This is a genomic window from Bartonella sp. CL63NXGY, assembly GCF_042194905.1.
Classification (GTDB): Bacteria; Pseudomonadota; Alphaproteobacteria; order Rhizobiales; family Rhizobiaceae; genus Bartonella.
The window spans coordinates 49,922-65,796 of the sequence record NZ_JBHINK010000001.1 but is presented as its reverse complement, the minus strand read 5'-3'; the positions used below and the strand labels follow the sequence as shown (position 1 = coordinate 65,796).

Below are 15,875 nucleotides of genomic sequence, written 5' to 3'. Positions count from 1 at the left end.
TGATCTATTCTATAGGTGTAATCACTAATCGTAATGAAATGTTGAAAGCACCGTAACGAAATGTACCATGCTGTTTTATTTGTAGTGTTGCTTTGTATATATATTGAAAAGGTTAAAATATAAAGGGAATTATGATGGATGCTGTCTCTATACAACCACTTTATGAATGCTTCGCACGACGAAATTTGCATTTTGAACAGGGGCATGGTGTATGGCTTATTTCCGATAAAGGAGAACATTATCTTGATTTCACATCTGGCATTGCTGTTAATGCATTAGGGTATTCACATCCAAAATTGGTTGATACGCTCAAAATACAAGCTGAAAAACTTTGGCATGTTTCTAATATTTTTCAATCTCCTGAACAAGCATCTCTTGCCACGCGGCTTTGTGCAAATAGTTTTGCGGATAAGGTTTTTTTCTGCAATTCAGGTACTGAAGCATTGGAGTGCGCATTCAAAACGGCACGTCATTATTACTATGCTGCTGGTCATTCAGAACGCATTGAAATAATTACTTTTGAAGGGGCATTTCATGGACGTACACTTGCAGCACTTGCTGCGACTGGGCATGAAAAATATCTTGAAGGCTTTGGACCTAAAGCTGGTGGATTTATTCAAGTACCTTTTTGTGATGAAATCGCTTTGTGTAATGCTATTAATAAAAATACCGCCGCTATTCTTATTGAACCTATTCAAGGAGAAGGAGGAATACGAACGGTCCCTCATGAATATTTAAGATTTTTGCGCAAAATATGCGATGATAATGGTCTATTATTGATTTTAGATGAAGTCCAAACGGGTATAGGACGAACAGGAAAGCTTTTTGCTTATGAATGGAGTGATGTCACACCTGATATTCTTACCCTCGCAAAAGGATTAGGAGGGGGATTTCCATTAGGCGCTTGCCTTGCAACGGATAAAGTTGCAAAAAGCATGACACTTGGGACACATGGTTCAACCTTTGGAGGAAATCTTCTTGGAATGGCTGTAGGAAATAGTGTTCTTGATATTTTGTTAGAGCCAAGTTTTCTCAACCATGTTCAGCGCATGGGGGATAAACTAAAAAGTGGACTTTTGCATATTCTCAATATCTATCCTGATATTATCCGCGCAGTTCCGGGGATGGGGCTAATGTTGGGTATTCAATGTGTTGTGTCTTCAAATCTTGTCGTTAATGCTTTAGAAAATGAACATCTCTTAAGTGTTGCTGCCAACAACAATGTTGTGCGCTTATTGCCTCCTCTTATCATTAGGGAAGAAGAAATAGATGAAAGTTTGCATCGTATTGAAAAAGCAATAGCTTATCTTTCGCAAGTAAACAAAGAAAGACAAATATCACACACATGACAAATGCTCTTCGTCATTTCACGGACTTATCCATTTTAACGCCAGCAATAGCACGCGCACTGATCGATTATGCGAAGATCCTTAAAGCATCTTTTAAAGCAGGAAAAGGTTCAAAACCTTTTATAGGTAAAACACTTGCGATGATTTTTGAAAAACCATCCACACGAACCCGTATTTCATTCGATATCAGTATGCGCCAGCTTGGCGGAGATACAATCATGCTCACGGGTTCAGAAATGCAGCTTGGTCACAGTGAAACTATAGCTGATACGGCTCGTGTTTTATCTCGTTTTGTGGATATCGTGATATTACGAACAACAAAACATCAACGTATGCTCGAATTGGCACAATATGCACAAATTCCTGTCATTAATGCCCTTACAGATGATACACATCCTTGCCAAATTCTAGCAGATATATTAACCTATGAGGAGCATCGGGGGCCTATTTCTGGTAAAATATTTGCGTGGATGGGGGATGGTAATAATGTACTCCATTCCTTAATTGAAGCTGCAGCTCTTTTTGATTTTCATTTGCGTATTGCTACTCCAAAGGGCAGTGAGCCACAGGAAAAATTTATCCATTGGGCACGTGAACGAGGAGCACATCTTACACTAACCCATAATCCCCAAAAAGCAGCTCAAGATGCTGATTGTATTATGACCGATACATGGGTCTCCATGGGACAAGAATTTCGTGCTCGCAGTCGTTCTACTTTTCAGCCTTATCAAGTCAATGAATCTCTCATGAAATTAGCAAAATCTGATGCTCTTTTTATGCATTGTCTTCCTGCTCATCGCGGTGAAGAAGTTGTTGATTCTGTGATTGATGGACCGCACTCCGTTGTTTTCGATGAGGCTGAAAATCGTCTTCATGTTCAAAAAGCAATTCTTTCTTGGTGTTTACAAGATGCGTTTTTCTCTCCACAATAGCCTCCCTACAACAAATTATATAAAAAAGGCAAAGCTATGAGTGAACAAGCTAAAGATGAAGCCTCTCCCAACAACAACTTCTTGCATGAAGATGATAGTGTTATTCCCTTTCAAGTTGAAGAACTTGATATCCGTGGACGTGCCGTACAACTTGGGGAAACTTTAAATTCTATTCTTAACAGACATCAATACCCTGAACCGGTTTCTTATCTTCTGGCAGAAGCTTTACTTTTAACGGTTCTGCTTGGAACTTCTCTAAAACTTACGGGAAAATTTATTCTACAAACCCATTCCGATGGACCGGTTAATATGTTGGTGTGCGATTTTTCGCCTCCTTCCAGTTTACGTGGATACGCTCGTTTTGATAAAGAACAGCTGAAACAAGCCATAGACAATGGTCAAACCTCTTCAGAAACGCTTTTAGGAAAAGGCACTTTAGCCTTCACAATTGATCAAGGTCCCCATATGCAACCCTATCAAGGGATAGTTGCATTAGATGGATCAAATTTACAAGAAGCTTCTCGTATTTATTTTGATCAATCAGAACAAATTCCTACCGATATCCGTCTGGCTGTTGCTATATTAATTAATCGTGACCAACAAGGAAAACCGCAGAAAAGCTGGCGAGCTGGAGGTATTTTGATCCAACTTTTACCCCAAGAATCGTCTCATCATAAAATAGATGCCCCTCATCAAAAGCGAGAAGAAACGAAAACTCATGCCCAATTGGATAACCAATGGCAGGAATCTAAAATACTCACGGAAACGATTGAAAGTTCAGAATTAACAGATCCCCAAGTCGGTAGTAAACAGCTCTTGTTCCGTCTTTTTCATGAACAAGGTGTTAGAGTTTTTAATCCTTTTTCTCTTGTCGATCAATGTTCTTGTTCACACGAAAAAATTAAAGGAATCCTAGAAGGCTTTTCTATTGATGAACGCAATAAAATGGTTAAAAATAAATATATTTCAGTCACATGTGAATTTTGCTCAAAAACATATTGTTTTACACCGCAAGAATTTTTAGAAGAAAAAACATAATCAAATATTTTTCATAAAAAATGATGATTGCAACAAAAGCCTATTTTATTTGCGTCATAAAAGTTTGCGCATAAGCTCATATGAACTTCTAGAATATTTTTTGTCTTAGAGTTTTTTAATGTATACGAGTGATTTTTCTGTTGAGATCAGTAATTACGTTATAGAGTGCTTAAAAAAGAGTTCTCTGTAAAATATATTTTCTCCTCTCGAAAAAGCTTCTTTTATACTTTTTACATCTCAAAAGTTTATTTCTTACAATGAATTCTTTTATAATGTTCATTGATAGATTGATTATGTATTCATAACTTATCTTCTCTGTTAAATGAGACTTTTTGATTGTAGTCATATTTTCTTACTCGAATTTATCTTATTAAGAGTCAAAAAAGCTCATTAGTTATAATCATAAGAGAAATTATCGATAGAATAAGAATGTATAGACTCAATATGGACTTTATAGAGTCTATTACGAACAGATAGTGTAATGGGAATAAATATAACAATGACGCTGCGAAGGAACGGGTTTGTTATTTTATAAAAAAGATGAGAATAGTGGTGAAGTCCCCTCATAACAATGTGCATTTTAGATAAAAATGCGAAGACAAAATACTATATGACTTTGAAAATAATAGTTGGTTGCTGTCACTAATCTAACGATGGTTCTACAGCAATATTGTTTTTGTCCAAGTAATCAAAAATAAAGCTCCCAAACAGATATTTCTTTACACATGTTTTTGAATCAACAATGGTAATGCTCTTGTAAAATTTTTCTAAGAAGAATGCGGGTCCGTATAAATAAAATAGCATACATAGCATGATAAAACGTTATGTTTTTACAAACCTGCATTATTTTATTTTTCTTCTGTCATAATCGCTTGTTCAATTTTTGGTAGAATTTTTTTTTGATAAATTTGCCACGTTAAGGGACCAACATGTTTGGCAATAATGATGCTCTCTTTATTCAAGAGAAAGGTTTCTGGGGGGCCATATATTCCCCAATCAATGGCTGTATATCCTGAAACATCAAAGCCAATAAATTTAAAAGGATTACCAAAACTGTTTAAAAAACGCAGGGCATTTGTTTTATTATCTTTATAATTAATACCAATCAGATCAAAACGTTTATCTTGTGCAATTTGCATAAGAATAGGATGTTCTTCGCGACAGGGCAGACACCAAGAGCCCCAAAAATTGACCAATGTGACACGTCCTTTAAACTGTTTTGAATTGAGATAACTTTCTTTATCAAGAAGAGGAAGATGAATATTGGGAGCAGGTTTTTCAGCCAATGCGTTTGCGAGAAGAGAAGAATCTTGAAGGTGTTTTTTATCCATAAAGTTGAAAAAAAACACCATGAGAAGAAGAAAAAGAACAAATGGTCCAAAAAAAACAAGTAGAACAGGCAAAGATATATTTTTTTTAAGTTTGGAGGGATGTTTTTCATTATACTTTTCTTTTTGTGACAGCTCTTTTTTGTTTAGTTGTTGGAGAATTTTTTTTTGGTATAGAGCTTTGCAAAGAATATATCCAATAAGACATAAGAGAGATATTGCAGAAAGCACATAGCTTAAAACAACAATTTGCTCGTGTTTAAGGGTGCTAAGGAAAAAATCAATTTTCTGAGATAGATTTCCTAAAAGTCCGCTGTGGATGCCATTTAGGTCGAGCATGATGAAGCGTCCTGTTGTTGTGCACGACGGGATTTTTTAATCTGAAGTATTCGGATATAATGACTATTGATTTCATTTCGCATAGCCATCAAATAAAGCACAATAAACATAAAGATAAAACAAAAGAGCATTGCTATAAGGGGCCATAACATAGCATTGTCGATTGTTGATCCTCCAGCACGTAACAATGATGCTGGTTGATGCAATGTATTCCACCAATTAACGGAAAATTTAATAACAGGGATATTAACAAATCCAACAAGTGTAAGAATTGCAGTCGCACGAGCGGCTTTTACTTGGTTGTCAAAAGCACGCCCAAGCAGGATAATGGAGAGATAGATAAAAAGCAGAATTAAAACTGATGTTAACCGTGCATCCCAGACCCACCATGTTCCCCATGTAGGTCGCCCCCAAAGCGCTCCTGTCATGAGAGCCAAGGCGGTAAAAATTGCCCCAATAGGCGCTCCACATTTAAGTGCCACGTCAGCAAGATGATATTTCCAAATCAGATTTCCTAATGCCGCTGCACTCATCGTTACATAACAGAATGTAGACAACCACGCAAAGGGAACATGAAGGTACATAATCTTAACAGTAATGCCTTGTTGATAGTCATCAGGAGAATGCATCACCAGCATAAGCCCTAAGATAAGGAAACACAATGTTATGCCGGCCAACCAAGGTAAGACGATACTGCTTATTTTCATGAAAAGGGTGAAACTTGCAGGGAGTGACCTGATTTTATATGTACGAGATAGTTCATTCATAAAATTCATAATAGGCAGAGTTTTGCTATGCGGCAATCATCTTTTATTATTCTGATAAAAGTTTAAGCGTTATTGCAGCAACAAAAGAGCTAAAGAGACTCAAAAGAAGTGAAAAAGCACTGAGAAGAGCTAGGGAAGTGAGAAAAGAGGTATTTGGGTTTATTGGGGCTGTAGCAGCCGAAACACCAAAAATCATAATTGGAATGATCCACGGCAAGATAATGATAAAAATAAGCAAAGTACTGTGCAACAATGAGGTTGCGAGTGCAGCACCTATAGCACCAATAAAAATAATAGCTGGTGTTCCGCATAAAAGGGTGAGTATTGTTGTAAAAGTTATTGTTACATCTAAATGGAGCATGAGGGCTAAAATAGGTGTGGCAAAAATAAGAGGAAGCATCGTTCCTACCCAATGGGCAAAACATTTGGTAAAGACAATTAGAGTAAAACTTTGTCTTTGTCCTGAAAGGATAAATTGGTCGAGATTACCATCATCGCGATCGATTTGGAAAAGTTTGTTCAGATTGAGAAGCCCTGCAAGAAGGGCTCCAAACCACAATATACCTGGTCCTATTTGTGCAAGAATTTTGGGGTCTGGCCCAATGGCAAAGGGGGTTATGACAACAACAGCGATAAAAAACAATAATCCTGTTAGTGAAGAGGCTTGTAGCACTAATAATAGTTTAAGATCACGCCAGAACAGTGCTTTCATTTTATTCTCTCCTAGAGAGGTAAAAATTTTTCCAGAGCGATTTTATGGTTTTCTGGAATGCCTATGGAATTATGAGTTGCAGCGATAATCATACCACCTTGATTGAGATGACGCTGGAAAATACGAGCAAGGAGTTTTTGAGCATGGTTATCAAGCCCAGATATTGGTTCATCTAAAATCCAAAGAGGACGATAGGAGAGCAAAAGGCGAGCAATAGCTACGCGTCTTTGTTGTCCAGTTGACAGAGCGTTAAAGGGTAAATGTTCAAGGTTAGAAAGACCAATATCGGCAAGAGCTTCATGCGCAAAACGTAAATGTTGACCGTAAAAATCTGCCCAAAATTGCAAATTATCAATGACAGATAAAAGAGGTTTCATAGCATTTTGAGGACCAAGATAATGACAGGCAGTTGCAACAGGGTATATTTGATCATGGTCTTTAAGTATTATATGACCTTCAGCAGCTTCAAGAAGACCGACAATGATTCGGAGTAATGTAGACTTTCCGATACCATTAGGACCGGTGATTGTCATAAGTTGCTGTGAAAATAAACAAAAAGAAAGACCTTTAAACAGAATTTCTTCGTTTCTGTAAGCGGCTAAATCTTTGCCTGATAACACCATGTGATTGCCTATTTTGTTTTTATTTTCATATTCTTTATTGTATTATAGAATAAAAAACACATTTTTTATGCAATTGTACCTAGAATAGTTCTAGAAATAGTTCTATAAAGGATACCTTACATCAATATCTGGTGTAAAATGGTTTCTGGCGCTGATTTCCGCATTTGCCTATGAGAGGGTGGAGGGGAAATGGATAGCGGAGGTAATTGCGTCTGCGCTCAAGCTGCGACCTTGACTCGTAGTTTGTGTTGTTCATTCCTGGAAATTGGGTGGTTATAGTATTGAGGGTGGACAGTCATGACTCAAATTGATAGCTTTAATTGTCGCAGAGTATTAAATGTTGGTGGCAAAGAATATATTTATTATAGTTTGATCGAAGCGGAGAAGAACGGACTTGAAGGTGTTTCTCGTTTACCGTTTTCGATGAAAGTTATTCTCGAAAATTTATTGCGATTTGAAGATGGTCGCACAGTTAAAAAAGAGGATATCCTCAATGTTGCTAAGTGGTTAAACGACAAAGGGAGTGCTGGGGCAGAAATTGCTTACCGTCCTGCGCGTGTTCTTATGCAGGATTTTACAGGTGTTCCAGCAGTTGTTGATCTTTCTGCAATGCGTGATGCTATGGTTAAACTTGGTGGTAGCGCTGAAAAAATCAATCCTCTCATTCCCGTTGATCTCATCATTGATCACTCAGTTATTGTTGATGCGTTTGGCACTTCCATGGCTTTTAAGGAAAACGTCGAGCATGAATATGAACGCAATGGTGAACGCTATCGTTTCCTTAAATGGGGGCAGCAAGCCTTTCAAAATTTTCGTGTTGTTCCTCCAGGAACAGGGATTTGTCATCAGGTTAACCTAGAATATTTAGCACAATGTGTATGGATGAAGAATGAAGAGGGGTGTGAGACGATTTATCCTGACACCTGTGTGGGAACTGATTCGCATACGACTATGGTAAATGGTTTAGGGGTTTTAGGTTGGGGTGTTGGTGGTATTGAAGCAGAAGCAGCAATGTTAGGCCAACCTGTTTCTATGTTGTTACCTGAAGTGATTGGTTTTCGTCTAACAGGTAAACTTAAGGAAGGTGTAACAGCCACCGATCTCGTATTGACGGTGACTCAAATGCTACGTCGGAAGGGTGTTGTCGGTAAATTTGTTGAGTTTTTTGGTCCTGGTTTGGAGCATATGACACTTGCTGATCGGGCAACGATTGGAAATATGGCACCTGAATATGGAGCAACGTGTGGTTTTTTCCCAATTGATAAGGAGACAGTGCGTTATCTCAATATGACAGGGCGTGATGAAAATCGGATTGCCTTAGTGGAGGCTTACACCAAAGCACAAGGGATGTGGCATGATGAAATGGTAGCTCATCCCATTTTTAGTGATACAATTGAATTAGATATGGGAACTGTTGTCTCTTCTATGGCTGGTCCTAAACGTCCTGAAGGACGTATTGCATTGGAAAACGTTGGGCAGGGTTTTGAGAAGGCATTGGTCGAAGACTATAAGAAGACTTCTGGACAAGATAAGCGTTATCAGGTCGAGGGTGAAGAATATACGCTTGGTCACGGTGATGTGGTGATCGCTGCGATTACGTCGTGTACGAATACATCGAATCCAAGTGTTCTTATTGCAGCGGGTCTTTTGGCACGAAATGCTGTGGCAAAGGGGCTCAAGAGTAAACCATGGGTAAAAACTTCTCTTGCACCTGGTTCACAAGTCGTTGAAGCTTACCTTCAAAATTCGGGTCTGCAAAAAGATTTAGATGCACTGGGATTTAACTTAGTAGGATTTGGGTGCACAACATGTATTGGGAATTCTGGTCCTTTGCATCCAGCTATTTCCAAAACGATTAATGACAATGGTATAATTGCATCTGCGGTTCTTTCAGGAAATCGTAATTTTGAAGGGCGTGTTTCCCCTGATGTGCAAGCGAATTATTTAGCTTCACCACCGTTAGTTGTTGTACATGCGCTCATCGGGACGGTGTGTAAGGATTTAACCAAGGAGCCTCTTGGTGAAGATTCAAATGGCCACCCCATTTATTTGAGAGATATTTGGCCAACTTCTCAAGAAATACAGGAGTTTATCGAAAAAAATGTCACGCGTAAGGTTTTTGCCGAAAAGTATGCAGATGTTTTTAAGGGAGATGAAAATTGGCAAAAAGTTCAGATTCCTACGGGTTCTACCTATTCTTGGGATGAGCGATCCACCTATGTACGCAATCCACCTTATTTCGATGATATGCAGAAAACACCTGATATCTTACCAGATATTAGAGATGCACGGATTTTAGGTTTATTTGGTGATAAAATCACGACGGATCATATTTCTCCTGCTGGTTCTATTAAAGCAGCTTCTCCTGCCGGAAAATATTTAATGGATCATGGTGTTAAAGTAGCTGATTTTAACCAGTATGGAACGCGTCGTGGGAATCATGAAGTTATGGTGCGTGGGACCTTTGCCAATATTCGCATTCGTAATTTTATGTTAGGGGAAAATGGTCGAGAAGGAGGTTATACGGTTCATTATCCGTCAGCGGTAGAACAAACCATTTACGATGCAGCAATGGCGTATAAACAAGAAGGTATTCCGCTCGTTGTTTTTGCAGGTGTTGAATATGGTAATGGATCATCACGCGATTGGGCTGCCAAGGGGACCAATCTTCTTGGTGTCAAAGCGGTGATTGTGCAATCTTTTGAAAGGATACATCGCTCTAATCTTGTTGGTATGGGCATTGTCCCTTTTGTCTTTGAGGAGGGGCTAAGTTGGAAATCTTTAGGCTTAAAGGGAGATGAAAAGGTGACAATTGAAGGGATTCATAACTTGAAACCTCGTCAAAAGACTGTAGCGAAAATTACTTTTTCTGATGGTACGGTAAAAACCGTTCCATTATTATGCCGTGTTGATACTGAAGATGAGCTAGATTATTTGCATCATGGTGGAATTTTGCAATATGTCTTGCGTAAGTTAGCTGTTTAGATTCTTTTGTTTGTTAAGGAATATCTATTATTAGGCTATAAAGTTGCGGATCAAAGAGTTTAGCTTCGTTTTTTTATGACTATCTTTGAAAATCTAATTGACGTTAGCTTTGGGATTGCGTTATAAACCACACAAGTTATAGGCAGCTTTATAGTTTTGCTTGGGTTGGATTTATTTATATTGGTAGAGTTGTTATTGAGACTCATTTTACCAAGGTGTTGAAAGAGAGATTATATTTATGGCGAATACACCTTCTGCTCGAAAAGCGGTGCGCAAGGTTGCGGCGCGCACACAGGTTAATAAGGCCCGCCGTTCACGCGTTCGTACTTTTATACGTAAGTTTGATGATGCTTTGGCGGGTGGCGATAAGGCATCTGCGGAGATTGCATTTAAGAATTTTGAGCCTGAAATTATGCGTGCAGTTTCTAAAGGGGTTTTTCATAAAAATGCTGCTGCGAGGAAAGTATCGCGTTTAGCTAAACGGTTGAAGGCTCTCAGCGTTTAAACTTTTTCTCCTTTAATTGAGAAAAAAGCCAGTATCCATGAGGATGCTGGCTTTTTGTTTATTTTCAAAAAGTTTCTATTGAAAATAAGAATCGATAATGATTCTCCACTTGAAAAAGGAGAGAAAGTTTATAGAGGGGGGTATGGTTATCCACAAGCTTTGTGGATTTTTACAGAGTCTTTTTTGTCAAGCATTTTATTTTTTTTTTTAAATCTGAAGAGATTCTTTAATTATTGGTAAATTTAGAGAAAAAAAATGAATTGAATCAATATTTTTTTCAGTCCTCATTAATATAAGCATTTTTTTGGGGTTTTTTGATTTTATTTTGACCTCTTGCATTTTACCTCTGCTGTTTTGTATGGTTCTTATGAAGACTAAAAAGCATGAAGGGGTCACATCAGCGTATTATTCTGTACTTTGTTGAATACAAGATGTTTTGATTTAGGCTTTTCTAAACTTTTGTGTTGGAGAGGTTTTCTGACGGTTTTTTAGTTTTCTTAATGGATATGTTTACCATTTTAGAAGGGTGGGTCATATCATGAGTGCAAGTAAATCTTATTGGTCATCTTTGTTAGTGGGGTTGTGATGAGGCTATCCTAGGGGAGGGTGAGTAATCTTATTTGGGGTAGGGCGTTTTGCCTTCGCTAGATTTATTTTAGCTGTTTGGCAGGACAAAATTTTATTTTTATCAGGATGGAAGATGGTGGATAAATTGAACTCTAAAGCTAGTTCCTTTAAAAGGGTTTCGGTAAATATCCTGTCGGCAGAGAACATAATAAAGAATAGGATGACGGAGAGTGATGAGAATGTTTGTAGAAGTGCTCCTATAGGGCATTCTATTGTTTCAGAGGAGGAAAGTGCAGCGGCTTTTATACGTGTTATGGCGCAATTAAAGGTACAGGTTGGTGTTGAGGCTTATACCAGTTGGTTTGGGCGCGTGAAGCTTGCTGAATATAGTCATACTCTTGTAAAGCTTTCTGTTCCTACTGCTTTTTTACGTTCATGGATTAATAATCACTATGGTTCTCTTTTGACTCATTTATGGAAACAAGAGAATTCAGCAATTCTTCGTGTTGAAGTTATTGTTCGCGGTATGGAACGCGTTTCAAGAGATGTCGTTTGTAAAAGAAGTGTTCCTTCTGTTGTACTAGAGGAGCAGGCGACTTCATCTTTTGTTGAAAGTTGCGCAGAGCATTCAGTTAAGAGTTCTCAAACGGGAGTTTTTGGATCTCCACTTGATTCTCGTTATACTTTTGAAAGTTTTGTTGAGGGGGCTTCTAATCGTGTTGCTTTAGCTGCTGCGCGTTCTATTGCGGAGGGGCATAAAAGTGCTTTACGTTTTAATCCTCTTTTTATTCACGCATCTGTTGGCTTAGGAAAAACACATTTGCTTCAAGCGATTGCTGCTTCTGCATTGAAGCGTTTAACGTCTGCGCGCGTTATTTATTTAACTGCTGAATATTTTATGTGGCGTTTTGCAACAGCTATTCGTGATAATGATGCTCTTTCTTTTAAAGAACAGCTTCGTGATATCGACCTTTTAATTATTGATGATATGCAGTTTTTACAGGGTAAGTCGATACAACACGAGTTTTGCCATTTGCTTAATATGTTGCTTGATAGTGCAAAACAGGTTGTTGTCGCTGCAGATCGTCCACCAGCAGAATTAGAATCGCTTGATCTTCGCGTTCGCTCTCGTCTTCAGGGAGGGGTGGCCCTTGAAATTGAAGCACCAGATTATGAAATGCGTTTGCAAATGTTGCGCCAGCGGTTGAAGGTGGCACAACAAGATGATGGAATGGTATCAATTTCTGATGATATCTTGGAATATATTGCGAAAACGGTTTTAGGGTCGGGGCGTGATATTGAAGGTGCATTTAATCAGCTCTTGTTTCGTCAATCTTTTGAGTCTGATTTATCTTTAGAGCGGATTGATGAGTTATTAGGTCACTTGACACGTCCTGGTGAACCTAAGCGTATTCGGATTGAAGAAATTCAGCGTACGGTAGCACGCCATTATAATGTTTCTAAACAGGACTTGTTATCTAATCGTCGAACACGTACGGTTGTGAAGCCACGGCAAGTTGCAATGTATTTAGCAAAAGTATTGACTCCTCGCTCGTTGCCAGAAATTGGGCGCCGTTTTGGTGGGCGTGATCATACAACAGTTTTACACGCTGTGCGTAAAATTGAAGATTTGGTTTGTGGTGATCAGACCTTGGCTAAGGAACTTGAATTGCTTAAGCGGTTGATTGGAGAACAGGCTGTATAGTGTTTATCGTTTCTTTCCTTGGAGAGACTTTAAAGAATTTAATGAAAAGATTTATTTTTTCTTATGCAGGAGTGACTTGCCATTTTAAGAGAGGTTTAATAAACTCTAGCAGGCGATTCTTAAAGAGGGTCTATTCTTTAAGTCTAAAGAATTCTTATAGTTTTTAGTAAATCATACGGGGCTTTTATGCGTATTACAGTTGATCGCAGTCAATTTCTCAAGTCTCTTGGTCGGGTTCACCGTGTGGTAGAGCGCCGTAATACTGTTCCTATTTTATCGAATGTGTTGATTGATGCAGAAAATGGCCGTGTACAGTTAAAAGCAACAGACCTTGATTTAGAGGTTATGGAATCTTTTGCAGTTAATGTTAAACAAGCTGGAGCAACAACTGTTCCAGCACATTTGCTTTATGATATCATTCGAAAACTTCCTGATAGCAATGAAGTTGTATTATCCGTCGATGAGAATCAAGCAGGTACAATGTCTGTGGTTTCGGGTTGTGCACATTTTCAGCTTCAATGTCTTCCGAAGTCAGACTTTCCAGAGTCGCTTCCTGGGCAGTTTGGTTATCGTTTTTCTTTATCGGCATCAGGCTTAAAACATTTACTTGATTGTACACAATTTGCTATTTCTACTGAAGAAACCCGTTATTATCTTAATGGTATTTATTTCCATATTATTAATGATGATGTTTTGAAATTGCGTTTGGTTGCAACTGATGGTCATCGTTTGGCACAAGTTGAGATGGAAGCTCCTTCGGGAGTTGAGGGAATGCCTGGTGTTATTGTTCCCCGTAAAGCTGTAGGAGAATTGCAAAAACTTCTTTCAGAAGAAAATGATAGTGATGTGTGTATAGAGCTTTCAGAGACAAAAATTCGTTTTTCTATAGGCTCTGTGATTTTTACATCAAAATTAATTGATGGAACATTTCCAGATTATCAACGTGTTATCCCTCTTGGAAATGATAAAGAATTAATTGTTAATAGGCAGGACTTTTCTTCTGCCGTTGATCGTGTTTCAACGATTTCAAGTGATCGGGGGCGTGCAGTTAAATTAACGATTGAGCATGGACAGTTAAGGCTTGTTGTTAATAGCCCAGATTCGGGCAGTGCAGAAGATCAATTATCAGTAACTTATGCATCTGAACCGCTTGAGATAGGGTTTAATTCACGTTATCTTTTGGATATTGCTGGGCAGCTTTCAAGCGATGAGATGGTTTTTATGTTGGCTGAGGCTGGAGCACCCGCTCTGATTCGTGATAATGATGATGTGGATGTGCTCTATGTACTGATGCCTATTCGCGTTTAGGGGCGGTTGTTTTGCAATGTATGGCCAGTCATGTGCACAAAGTGGCAGTGAGGCAGCTGAAGCTTTTACGTTATCGCAATTATTCTTTTTTCAATATTCATTTTTCTGGTCAGCATGTGGTTTTTACTGGCCATAATGGTGCTGGTAAGACGAATCTTTTAGAGGCGTTATCTTTTCTTTCTCCTGGCCGTGGTTTGCGGCGCGCTGTTTATTCTGACGTTAGCTTTGTAGATGGTGGTGGAGGATTTGTTGTATTTGCGCGTCTTGAATGCGCTCTTTATGGTGAAGTAAAGATTGGTACAGCTTTCGAGGTTAGCGATAACAGTCGAAAGGTCCATATTAATGGTGTGAATGAGTCGAGTGATTGCCTAACAGATTATTGTCATATTAGTGTCCTAACACCGTCTATGGATGGTCTTTTTACAGGTCCTTCACTTGAGCGCCGTAGTTTTTTGGATCGTATGGTTTTGGCGATTGATCCCTTGCATAGGCGCCGCATAGCCGATTATGATAGAGCTATGCGCGCACGTAATCGTTTGTTTTTAGATGGAAATGAAGATTGTGCTTGGTTTGATGCTTTAGAAAAGCAGATGGCAGAACTGGCGACAGCTATTTCTGCGGCGCGTGTTGATGTTATTCGTCTTTTAAATGACATGTTTACGCAAATGCCATCACAGATACCTTTTCCACGAGCTTTTTTGCAAATTGATGGTTTTTTGGAAACAGCTCTTAGTGAAATATCAGCAACTGAAGTTGAAGAACAATTTTGTGATCGATTACGGCATAATCGCGCAATGGATCGTGCTGCTGGTCGGACGTTAGAAGGACCACATCGTGCAGATTTGCAGGTTTTTTATGCTGATAAAAATAGAGCAGCAACATCTTGTTCAACAGGTGAACAAAAAGCGCTGCTGACAGGTTTAGTTTTGTGTCATGCACGTCTAACAGGTATGATATCGGAAAGATCTCCCATTCTTCTTCTTGATGAAATGGCTGCCCATCTTGATTCGCATCGACGTGCTGCTCTATTTGATATTCTTGATGATTTAGCTGTACAAACATTTATGACAGGAACAGATCGTCTTTTATTCGATGACTTAAAAGGACGCGCAGAATTCTTTGAGATTAGGGATGGAGCTTTATTGCCGTAAAAACATGCTAAATATTTTTTTAATAAGTGATAGGTCTGAAAGAAAAGGCTTGCTATGTCAGAGATAATAACAATTTTAAATGGTCCTAATTTAAATTTTCTAGGTCAACGTGAGCCAGAAATTTATGGAACTGAAACTCTAGAAGATATTGAAAAAAGATGCAGAGAATGGGCAAAAAAAAATGATATTATAATAAATTTTTATCAAAGTAACTGTGAAGGGCAATTAGTAGCATGGATACAAGAAGCAATAGAGGCAAGTTCTGGATTGATCATTAATCCAGCGGCTTACAGTCATACATCTGTTGCACTTCTTGATGCCCTAAAAATGTTTTCAGGGCCGAAAGTAGAAGTTCATTTATCTCATATTTATCAGCGTGAAGCTTTTCGTCACCATTCTTATACATCTGCAGGTGTAGACGCTGTCATAACTGGGTGTGGAGGTGATGGATATTGGTTTGCACTTGAGTATATTGCAAAACAATTAAGCAAAACAATTAAATTGTGATAGATAAAGAGTAGGCGTTTAATAAGAGTAATATAGGCATTGAATTCTCTTGATAATTA

At 38.5% G+C, this 15,875-nt stretch carries 13 protein-coding genes; 9 read left to right on the top strand and 4 right to left on the bottom strand.

From position 1 onward, the window contains the following. Positions 1-134 precede the first annotated feature (134 nt). From ACFIK0_RS00240 to ACFIK0_RS00230, 3 genes are read left to right on the top strand one after another with little or no spacing between them, the layout of a single operon-like run. On the top strand, positions 135-1,349 hold the full coding sequence (locus ACFIK0_RS00240) for an aspartate aminotransferase family protein (protein ID WP_273790265.1): 1,215 nt from the start codon (positions 135-137) through the stop codon (positions 1,347-1,349). Continuing rightward, positions 1,346-2,281: an ornithine carbamoyltransferase gene (gene argF / locus ACFIK0_RS00235; RefSeq protein ID WP_375630517.1), complete on the top strand. Its 936-nt coding sequence runs from the start codon at positions 1,346-1,348 to the stop codon at positions 2,279-2,281. The genes ACFIK0_RS00240 and argF overlap by 4 nt, the downstream gene beginning before the upstream one ends. Positions 2,282-2,317: 36 nt before the next feature. Next, positions 2,318-3,319 (top strand): Hsp33 family molecular chaperone, encoded by a 1,002-nt coding sequence (locus ACFIK0_RS00230; protein ID WP_375663315.1) that lies wholly within the window; start codon positions 2,318-2,320, stop codon positions 3,317-3,319. A gap of 848 nt (positions 3,320-4,167) precedes the next feature. Here ACFIK0_RS00230 and ACFIK0_RS00225 read toward each other — a convergent pair. The 4 genes from ACFIK0_RS00225 to ccmA form a co-directional block, all read right to left on the bottom strand. Then, complete coding sequence (locus ACFIK0_RS00225) at positions 4,168-4,782, bottom strand: DsbE family thiol:disulfide interchange protein (RefSeq protein ID WP_375637349.1); 615 nt, start codon at positions 4,780-4,782, stop codon at positions 4,168-4,170. Positions 4,783-4,973: 191 nt separating this feature from the next. Beyond that, a complete protein-coding gene (locus ACFIK0_RS00220; RefSeq protein WP_375663314.1) occupies positions 4,974-5,753 on the bottom strand; it encodes a heme ABC transporter permease in 780 nt (259 codons plus the stop codon). Between the two features lie 46 nt (positions 5,754-5,799). Further along, a complete protein-coding gene (ccmB, locus tag ACFIK0_RS00215) occupies positions 5,800-6,465 on the bottom strand; it encodes a heme exporter protein CcmB (protein WP_375630511.1) in 666 nt (221 codons plus the stop codon). 11 nt (positions 6,466-6,476) lie between these two features. After that, entirely contained in the window at positions 6,477-7,088 is a 612-nt protein-coding gene (gene ccmA, locus ACFIK0_RS00210; RefSeq protein WP_273790270.1) for a heme ABC exporter ATP-binding protein CcmA, read from the bottom strand. 297 nt (positions 7,089-7,385) lie between these two features. Between ccmA and acnA the strand changes: the two genes are divergently transcribed. From acnA to aroQ, 6 genes are all read left to right on the top strand, one after another. After that, the gene (gene acnA, locus ACFIK0_RS00205; protein ID WP_375663313.1) at positions 7,386-10,073 is read left to right on the top strand and encodes an aconitate hydratase AcnA; all 2,688 of its coding nucleotides are present in this window, start codon (positions 7,386-7,388) and stop codon (positions 10,071-10,073) included. 238 nt (positions 10,074-10,311) lie between these two features. Further along, positions 10,312-10,578 (top strand): 30S ribosomal protein S20, encoded by a 267-nt coding sequence (rpsT, locus tag ACFIK0_RS00200; RefSeq protein WP_273790272.1) that lies wholly within the window; start codon positions 10,312-10,314, stop codon positions 10,576-10,578. Between the two features lie 700 nt (positions 10,579-11,278). Beyond that, positions 11,279-12,850: a chromosomal replication initiator protein DnaA gene (gene dnaA / locus ACFIK0_RS00195; protein ID WP_273790273.1), complete on the top strand. Its 1,572-nt coding sequence runs from the start codon at positions 11,279-11,281 to the stop codon at positions 12,848-12,850. 186 nt (positions 12,851-13,036) lie between these two features. After that, positions 13,037-14,158, top strand: coding sequence for a DNA polymerase III subunit beta (dnaN, locus tag ACFIK0_RS00190; RefSeq protein WP_273790274.1), 1,122 nt, complete (start codon positions 13,037-13,039; stop codon positions 14,156-14,158). Positions 14,159-14,178: 20 nt separating this feature from the next. After that, a complete protein-coding gene (gene recF / locus ACFIK0_RS00185; protein ID WP_375663312.1) occupies positions 14,179-15,309 on the top strand; it encodes a DNA replication/repair protein RecF in 1,131 nt (376 codons plus the stop codon). Positions 15,310-15,363: 54 nt separating this feature from the next. Continuing rightward, the gene (gene aroQ / locus ACFIK0_RS00180) at positions 15,364-15,816 is read left to right on the top strand and encodes a type II 3-dehydroquinate dehydratase (RefSeq protein WP_375630506.1); all 453 of its coding nucleotides are present in this window, start codon (positions 15,364-15,366) and stop codon (positions 15,814-15,816) included. Positions 15,817-15,875: the final 59 nt, after the last annotated feature.